The sequence below is a fragment of the Streptococcus sp. WM07 genome, assembly GCF_004570525.1.
Classification (GTDB): Bacteria; Bacillota; Bacilli; order Lactobacillales; family Streptococcaceae; genus Streptococcus.
The window spans coordinates 1-2117 of sequence record NZ_SPPZ01000099.1; the positions used below are offsets into that span (position 1 = coordinate 1).

The 2117-nt window shown below is 42.9% G+C and carries 1 protein-coding gene; it reads left to right on the forward strand.

The annotated features are described in order from the left end of the window. Positions 1–398 precede the first annotated feature (398 nt). A complete protein-coding gene (gene queA / locus E4T71_RS08445; RefSeq protein ID WP_135038883.1) occupies positions 399–1427 on the forward strand; it encodes a tRNA preQ1(34) S-adenosylmethionine ribosyltransferase-isomerase QueA in 1029 nt (342 codons plus the stop codon). Positions 1428–2117 lie beyond the last annotated feature (690 nt).

The following is a 2117-nucleotide window of genomic DNA, read 5'->3' on the forward strand; positions in this document are numbered from 1 at the left end:
TTAGCCTTGGCAAATTAGCCTAACAGCTCCAAACCTGTCATCAAATGAAATCAATGACTTATCAGAATGGGTTGTAGTCCTCATCTCACAGTAAAGGTAGGTGGCTAACTTCATTTTAAAACTTTCGCTCTCCAACATTCGAACGAGTTTCTTCTTCAAAAACTTCATTGACTATCTTTCCTAAAGTAGTCTGTGCTATAATATTCCTTATGTTAGAACTTGTTGCCTGTCTTTTTTTAGGAGGAATCTTCCTTTTTCTTGCCCTTTATTTTTGGGGCTACAAGATGGGAGGCTGGCTTGTTTTTATTTGCAGTTTCCTAGCCTTTCTTTTGGTAAGTGCTCCTTTTTTATTGTTACTCTACTATCTATTTTTGTTTTATCAACTATGAGGATCTGATATGAAAACTAGTGATTTTGATTTTGAATTACCTGAGGAACTTATTGCTCAGGTTCCACTTGAAGATCGTTCCTCTTCTCGCTTACTGGTCTTGAACCGGGAAAGTGGAGCGATGACGGACAGCCATTTTGACCATCTGATTAACTACCTGAATCCAGGCGATGCGCTGGTTCTCAATAACACACGCGTACTGCCAGCTCGGCTCTACGGGCAAAAGACAGAAACCGGTGGTCACGTGGAGCTCCTGCTTTTGCAAAATACAGAAGGCGACCAATGGGAGGTTCTTGCTAAGCCTGCCAAACGACTTAAAGTTGGCGCTCGGATTGAATTTGGAGACGGCCATCTTCAAGCTGAAGTGATCCAAGAATTGGAGCACGGCGGTCGCATCATCCAATTCCACTATGAGGGAATTTTCTTGGAAATCCTCGAGAGTCTCGGCGATATGCCCCTTCCGCCTTATATTCATGAAAAATTAGAAGATCGTGAACGCTACCAGACCGTTTACGCTAAAGAAAACGGCTCCGCTGCCGCCCCAACTGCGGGACTTCATTTTACACCAGAATTGTTGGACGCCATCGCTGCCAAAGGGGTTCAAATCCACTACCTCACCCTCCATGTCGGACTAGGAACCTTCCGCCCCGTATCCGTGGATGATGTGGAAGCCCACGACATGCACTCGGAATACTACACCATCTCAGACCAAACAGCCCAAGCCTTAAATCAGGTCAAAGAAGCCGGAAACCGAATTGTCGCTGTCGGTACCACTACCATCCGAACCCTGGAAACCGTTGCTCGAGACAACCAAGGCAAACTCGTTGGAGCTAGCGGCTGGACCAATATCTTCATCAAACCTGGTTACCAGTGGCAAGTGGTAGATGCCTTCTCTACCAACTTCCACCTACCAAAATCAACCCTCGTGATGCTGGTATCAGCCTTCGCTGGTCGTGAGCAAACCCTCGCAGCCTATCACCACGCCATCGAAGAAGGCTACCGCTTCTTCAGCTTCGGCGATGCCATGTTTATACATTGAGATTAAAAAGAAATGGTCGGATTAATCCGACCATTTTTTCATCAGCGAGGAATTAAGTGAATATGGAAATGTGTTCCAGGATCCATGACACCATCATTATAGACTACAGAAATCCCATCTACTTCTGTAGTTTCACGAAAGAGCTTCTTCAAATATACTTGTAAACCCACAAGTTCATAACGGATTCTCTCAGGCAGTTGCTCCAACGTTTCAAAATGCTCTCTATTCTTAACCAACTGCTAAATCGGCATACTCGAAAAATTTCAAAGAAATGACTAGGAAAGCCGATGATGGTAGAACTAAAATTCACCCAAGAAGCTTGACAACGTCAGAATTTGAAATCTAATGAGTATTAGAAACCACAAGTAAATACCCTGATTAAATAGGATCAATATCCCAAACCATTTTAAAATACTTAAATTGGAAAAGAATATTTTCTTCTTCGATTCCCTTACAAAAAACACAGGTCATCCATTACTCCTTTCTGATTTAGCAGAGCATTCTCTTAAAAATGACTACAGATCTAGTAAAAAAATTTGCTCCCTAAATAAGGAGCAAATTTTGGTTCTTTGTCAAGTTGTGTGGAATCCTTGAAAACTGACAATGTAGAATAAAGACAATCTTCTTCCTCCCCTCCTTAGAGGGGAGGGATTTTTAGATAGAGTGGACAGCAGGAGTCTGCATCCAGTA

Bases quoted from the DNA above. Each gene is read 5' to 3' on its own strand.
- queA (WP_135038883.1), top strand. From the start codon at position 399: ATGAAAACTAGTGATTTTGATTTTGAATTACCTGAGGAACTTATTGCT.